We start from the raw sequence: 6,379 nt of genomic DNA on the forward strand, positions 1-6,379 counted from the left end.
TAACCAGAACTTAACACTTTCTGGAAATACTCTTACTCTTGGTAATGGTACAGGAGCGGATTCAACGGTGACTTTACCAGATGACAACGATATTTCTGTTGTTAATGTTGTTGCTCAACCTGCAGGACTTTCAGGTAGAACAATAGCAACACATACAGCTGATGGTACAGTTACTAATATTCAAGAAACAGTAACAACTTTTTCTCAGAATGATACACCAACAGCAACAGATCCAACTGCTACTGGAGAAATTACCTATACTGATGAAAATGGTAATGATCATACAGCCCAAGTAGTAAGTGCAAATGCAAATAATAAAATTGAAGTTGGTACTGATGGAGGAGCATATTTCGGAGGACCAACTATTACGGCTGCTGCAAAAGTAACTATGACTTATTCAGGTACTTTCAATTCTTATGTTTCACATGCTACTGCTAAACAATTTAATATTGCTAGTATAAATAGAGCTAGTGAAGGAGTGTATAACATAACATTTACTGATGCAATGAATGATGCAAACTACATTATTCAATTAGCAATAAGAGATTGTGGTGGTAACTGTCCAGGTAACTCAAATGCAAATTATGACGATCCTGGTATTACATATACTAACCAAACGGCAAATGGATTTACAGTAATTATTAAAGACAGTGATAATGGTACTACAGCAGGTGACCCTATTGATTTAGAGTTCATGTTCAGTATTATTGATTTTTAATCCTATTAATGTGAAATTTTTAAGAAAGATTGTATTAATTACAAGTATTTATTCTTTTGCTTTATTTGGTCAAATAGATGCAAACTCCGTAATGGGAGTTCCAACAGTTGCCGATAACACTGAAATGTTATCGGTAACTGGTGCTAATGTAGGTTCTATTGTATATAATATTGCTCAAGGTGGAATTTTTATGTTTAATGGCACAACTTGGGTGTCCTCAAGTAATAATAACTGGCTTACAGATGGAAATTTAGGAACATCCAACTCCAACTTTTTAGGTACTGTAGATGATGTTAGAATGCAAATTCGATCTAATAATATTCCAATTTTAGAATTTGGTAGAAGAGCAACCTTGGGTCTTGTTCAAGGTTTTCCTGATTATACAGATGGAGATCAAGCATTATTATATTTAAATGGTAATGGAAATGTATCTGCATTGCAATTTGCTGCTTCAGGAGCTTCTTTTTACAGACCTATGTTCTTTACAACTACTAATGGAAGTTTTCGATTAAAAGGTAGTGCTGGAGTAACCGATTTATTTGAAATAGGCTCTGCTGGTCCTTCTAATGATGGGCGATTAGAGTTTATTATTGGAGATGATGGTGCCGAACCTATTATTTTTAAAAGATACGATTATAGAAGAGGGCAATTTCATAAAGAATTATTTAGAGTTCAAGGAAGCAATAATACAGCTGATGCTAAAACTAGGTTTGGAATTAATTTAAACACCAATGAAATTCCTGTAGATAATGATTATAACGATTCTCAAGCTGGATTCAATATTGCTAATTCTACTTTTCAAGTAGCAGGTTCTATATCTAAATCAGTAGTAACTACTACTAATAATTTAACATTAACAGAAGATCATTATTCTATAATCATTAATGGTAATCATACCATTACACTCCCAAATGCAAATACATGTGAAGGCCGAGAGTATGTTTTAAAAAATACAACTAGTAATAGTATTACTATTTCTAGTTATCGCAATTTATCTAATACAAACACTACTTCAATACAAGCCAATAGTATCTTATCTCTTCAAAGCGATGGAACTAATTGGCAACAAATGACAAATGAAAACAGTAGTAGTACTGGAAGTGGAAGTACAACATTAACTTATATAGATAAATTTAATAATAGTAATTCAACCTTAGCTGTTAATGGATTTAATGCGAATGGTACACTAATTCCATTAAATTCTGTTAGAGCTTCAAACGGATCTGTAAGCAACATCAATAATGATCAGATTCAAATAACTGAAGCTGGTTTATATGAAGTTTCATTTTCTGTATCTATACTTAAAAATTATAATTTTAACAGGCCATCTTTTGAAGTTGTCGTTTGTGAAAATAATAACCCTATTGCTAATACTGGAGCCATAGTAACCCTTCCAGGAGGTAATAATGCTAGAAGATATGCTAATGTATCTAGAACTGTCTTATTAAATTTAAATCAATTTCAGAGTTACGGGATAAAGATTAGAGGTAAAGATTTAACTTCTACTAATGCTAGTGTAATAATAGATGCTAATGCTACTGGAATGACTATAAGAAAATTAGACTAATTAAAGGGCTTATGAAAACTTACTTTTACATATTATTATTAATAAGTACAATAAATGTTTCAGCGCAAATTGATGCCAGTTCATTATTAAGTGCACCTAGAGCAACCACTGCAGAATTAAATGCTATCACCTCCCCTGCTCCTCAATTAGGAAGCATTGCTTTTGATACAGATAGGGATCGACTTGTAGAATATACATCTGGTGGATGGAGAGAAATTTTAACAGATGGAAATGTATATGTAGGTGCTTTTATTATTTCCAGTTCAGGTAATCAAAATATCACAGGAGTACCTTTTGAACCTAGTCAAATAACTTTTGTTGCACATGCAAATGTCGAAAGTCTTAATTTAAATAGTGATAACGGCGTAGGAAATAACAATACTGGTATCAATAACTCTTACGGTACCATGAATGGATTTGCGAGGGATAATGGAGGTCCCATTACACAACAAGTAATTTACGTTGGTGGTAGTGGTAACTCAATTAATGATATTTCAAGATATGCTAGTAGTTCAAATTGTATAGGACTGAGATATGGAAATCAAAATGGTGATAATTTAGGAATCATTAACGCCTCATTAACATCATTCAATTCTGATGGATTTACAATCAATGTAGCTCGAAGTGGTAATGCTACCAGTGAAGGTGTTGTTGTAATATTCACAGCGTACAAGTAATACAAAAAAGACAAATATTTAAAATAAATTGTACATTAATCTTAAGAAAATAGCTTTTCAACGAAACTTTAAAATTTAACGGGGAAATTTTAAGTACATTTGAGTATCTAATTAAAAGATTAAAAAGTTCTTTATTTATAAACTATTCTTAAGCAAGTTTAACCCTAATTAAACATAGAATACTAAATAAAGAGCTAAATGTAAGTTATCAATAATAAACCCTAGGGGGTCTAAAATACGGGAGAGATGAAATTTTATCCATTTTTAATGGCATTTATTCTTGTGCCATATATCATAAATTCACAAACAGCCTTTCATAATTTTGGAAATATTGAAATGCATTCAGATTCAGAGATTGGTTTCCACACAGATGTTATAAACGATGGAGATTTTGAAAATGAAAGTGGTTTCGTAGGCTTTTATAGTGACAGTGCAACAAGAATTGTATCTGGTACTAATAGACCTATCTTCTATAATGTTGAAATCGACGCTATAAATGATTTACAATTAGAGAACTCTTTAGGAATCAGAAATAATTTAGATTTCATTAATGGAAAAGTAATTACTCCAAGAGATAATGTAAATATTTCTCTAGATTTCATAAACTTCAATCTATATGTAGGAGAAGATAATGATAGACATACTGATGGTTATGCATCAGTATTTGGTGATAAAGAATTTAGTTTCCCTATTGGTAATAATGATAAACTTAGACCAATGATTATTCCACCTCATAGTCAAAATAACTATTTTAGAGGAGCGTATTTCTCTGAAGATCCAAATACACCAACAACTTTTTTAAGCAGCTTTGATACAACTGAAAAACAGATTTTAGTAGGTAACGTTAGTAATTATGAATTCTGGGATTTAGATGGAACTACAGAAACTGTTGTTACTTTAACATGGGATCAAGATAGTAATATTGATCAAATAGCTTCAAACACTAATTTATTAACTGTTGTAGGATGGAGTAAATCTGAAAATCAATGGGTAAATCTTGGAGGTATAAATATTACTGGTGATTTAATTAGTGGACAATTAACTTCAGAAACTTTTATTCCAGATGAATATGAAGTAATTACTATTGGTTCTATCCTACAAGGTGGTGATTTAGCTGATGATAACTTTTTAATCTCTCCTAATGGTGATAATGTGAATGATACTCTTGTTTTTGAAGGATTAGAACTATATAAAAATAATAAGCTGAGTATTTTCAATAGATGGGGTAATACTGTATTAGAAGTAGATAATTATAAAAATGATTGGGAAGGTATTTCTCAAGGCCCATTTACAGTAGATAAAAGTGATGGATTACCTGTAGGAACTTATTTCTATGTATTATCATTCGGTAACGATTCATTAGATCGCACTCTTAAAGGTTGGGTGTATATAAATAGATAATAAAACTAAAACACTCTCTGTACTTTCAGTACAGAAGTATATTATACAAGGGACTTTTAGTCCCTTTTTTATTCTAAAATAAAATTACTGAATTCGATTCTTTTTTAAGAAATGCTCTCATCTAAATTTTCCAACATCTAAGCGCATTTAATTTTATATTACTAAAAGTACAACAATCAAATTGTAGGATTTTATATCTAAAATTGAAGTCAATAAAAAAGAGGCTATTTTATAACCTCTTTAATTTCTTTTCTTGGCGTTGTTGGATTATATCCAAAATCTGCATCAGGTAACTCAATTCCTAATTGATTTATTATAAACCCGATACTTGCATAATGATGAATAGTATGACTATGCGCTTGTATTAAAGCGCTTCCTAAAGTATAATTAGCAGTTACTTTTCCAGTCCCTAAATCATCAGTTACAGCTACTATAGTATCAAAGTCGTGGTTTTTAATTTTTTGAAGTCCTTCTAAAATAGCATTAAAATAAGCTATTCCAGCTTGAGTTTTTTGTTGAGCTAGTTCATTTCTCTCTCTATCGGAAAAATCTATAATTCCATTATCTACTCCTTTAAAAATACAAGAAAATACATCTAAAATATGTCTCATATTATTACCAATACTTGAGTAGTATGGAGGAACAGTGCAATCGCTATATTCCTCATCTGAAATAGAGTTTAATAACTTAATTCCTCTTTCTAAGTTTTTTTCTATTGCATCTACCATTTATCAAAAATCATAATTATTTTTTAAACAAAAAAGAAAATCAATAACAATTAATATTTATTATCAATACTTCGAATTACTAGTCGTTTCAAACGTTCATAGCATTACAAAAGAAGCTTAATTAAATTGAAAAAATATTTTTGGCATGCTATTTGGAATTATTCAAACAAATGCGGTCGCTGAAAAGCATAAAGAGTAAGCATAACCCTAAACGTTAGTAATTATGAAAAAACATTTACTTTTAATTATAGCAATAATGTCTTTGGCAACTATACAAGCCTATGACTTTAAAAATTCGACAAATACAATTGGGGTTAACAATCGTTTTGATGACGCTGTTACCTTTGTAGAACGAGGAGTTAAATTTCATATTTTTTTAAATGGAGAATTTGATTTTAACACACATCGAAATGGCAGATACGGATATGGAATAAGAATTAAAAGAGATCATAGAGGACGTGTAAGAAGAGTAGGAAACGTATTTATTAACTATGATTTTTCTGGAAGTGTTAGAAGAATCGGTAATGTATATATGAACTATAGATTCGGACAATTGACTAGAGTTGGTAATTTAAGAATTACTTATGATAGATGGGGAAATCCATTATTCAGAGGCCGTGTAAAAAACTCAGGATATTATTATAATGATGGTTTATATGGAAATAACAATTCTTGTGGAGTTGATGTGGACATAAACATAGGTGATATTTATGATTATGATGATGCATTTTTCTATAGAAATAATTTTAGAAAATACTATCGCCAAGTAAGAGAAGATGATAATTTCTATTATTATAGAGCAACTCCAAATTCAAAATTAGGCAAGAGAAGTCAAATAATTAAAAGAAGAAAGCAAAAAAAGAAAAGAAGTAGAAGATAAAAACTAAAAAGCCTGGTAAATATTACTAGGCTTTTTTATTGCCTTTACTTAAAGTATGGTACCACTTATTTGCATAAACTTCATCTAAAAGTATTTTGATTTGTCAACATAGATTACCTTTTCAAATGAATCTATATTGAATAACATTTTCGTAGCTGAATTAAACGATTTAAGCGCTTTTATAAGTTCAGTCAATATAGATTATAAAACTTAATATTTCTTTTCTTAAATAAGTTTTAAAGGAGGTATTTGAAGTTTTTGATGATTCTCTTTTAGTAAGAGTGTTCTGAAGGTACTTTAGTTTTATCAAGTATTATAAAACAAAAAAACCATATACTAAAGTTAGTATATGGTTTTGTTTAAAAGAAAGGCGACGACCTACTCTCCCACCAGTGGCAGTACCATCGG

Annotated in this window: 6 protein-coding genes; 5 read left to right on the top strand and 1 reads right to left on the bottom strand. The window is 30.4% G+C overall.

The genetic code is table 11. From position 1 onward, the window contains the following. The 4 genes from ACKTTC_RS12805 to ACKTTC_RS12820 all read left to right on the top strand — a co-directional run. The coding region (locus tag ACKTTC_RS12805; protein WP_408040234.1) for a hypothetical protein at positions 1 to 718 on the top strand (718 nt) is incomplete at its 5' end. A gap of 10 nt (positions 719 to 728) precedes the next feature. Next, entirely contained in the window at positions 729 to 2,285 is a 1,557-nt protein-coding gene (locus tag ACKTTC_RS12810; RefSeq protein WP_408040235.1) for a hypothetical protein, read from the top strand. A gap of 11 nt (positions 2,286 to 2,296) precedes the next feature. Next, positions 2,297 to 2,962, top strand: a complete 666-nt coding sequence (locus ACKTTC_RS12815; protein WP_408040236.1) for a hypothetical protein — start codon at positions 2,297 to 2,299, stop codon at positions 2,960 to 2,962. A 246-nt stretch (positions 2,963 to 3,208) separates the two neighbouring features. Next, positions 3,209 to 4,363 carry a gliding motility-associated C-terminal domain-containing protein gene (locus ACKTTC_RS12820; RefSeq protein ID WP_408040237.1) on the top strand — a complete coding sequence of 385 codons (1,155 nt, stop codon included), beginning with the start codon at positions 3,209 to 3,211 and terminating at the stop codon, positions 4,361 to 4,363. A gap of 224 nt (positions 4,364 to 4,587) precedes the next feature. Here the strand turns inward: ACKTTC_RS12820 and ACKTTC_RS12825 are convergent, their stop codons facing one another. Then, positions 4,588 to 5,091: a DinB family protein gene (locus tag ACKTTC_RS12825; RefSeq protein WP_408040238.1), complete on the bottom strand. Its 504-nt coding sequence runs from the start codon at positions 5,089 to 5,091 to the stop codon at positions 4,588 to 4,590. Between the two features lie 223 nt (positions 5,092 to 5,314). Here ACKTTC_RS12825 and ACKTTC_RS12830 point away from each other — a divergent pair, with 223 nt between their 5' ends. After that, positions 5,315 to 5,971, top strand: a complete 657-nt coding sequence (locus tag ACKTTC_RS12830) for a hypothetical protein (protein ID WP_408040239.1) — start codon at positions 5,315 to 5,317, stop codon at positions 5,969 to 5,971. The last annotated feature ends 408 nt before the right edge of the window (positions 5,972 to 6,379 follow it).

It is taken from the genome of Tenacibaculum amylolyticum (assembly GCF_964511145.1).
In the GTDB taxonomy this organism is placed as follows: Bacteria; Bacteroidota; Bacteroidia; order Flavobacteriales; family Flavobacteriaceae; genus Polaribacter; species Polaribacter amylolyticum.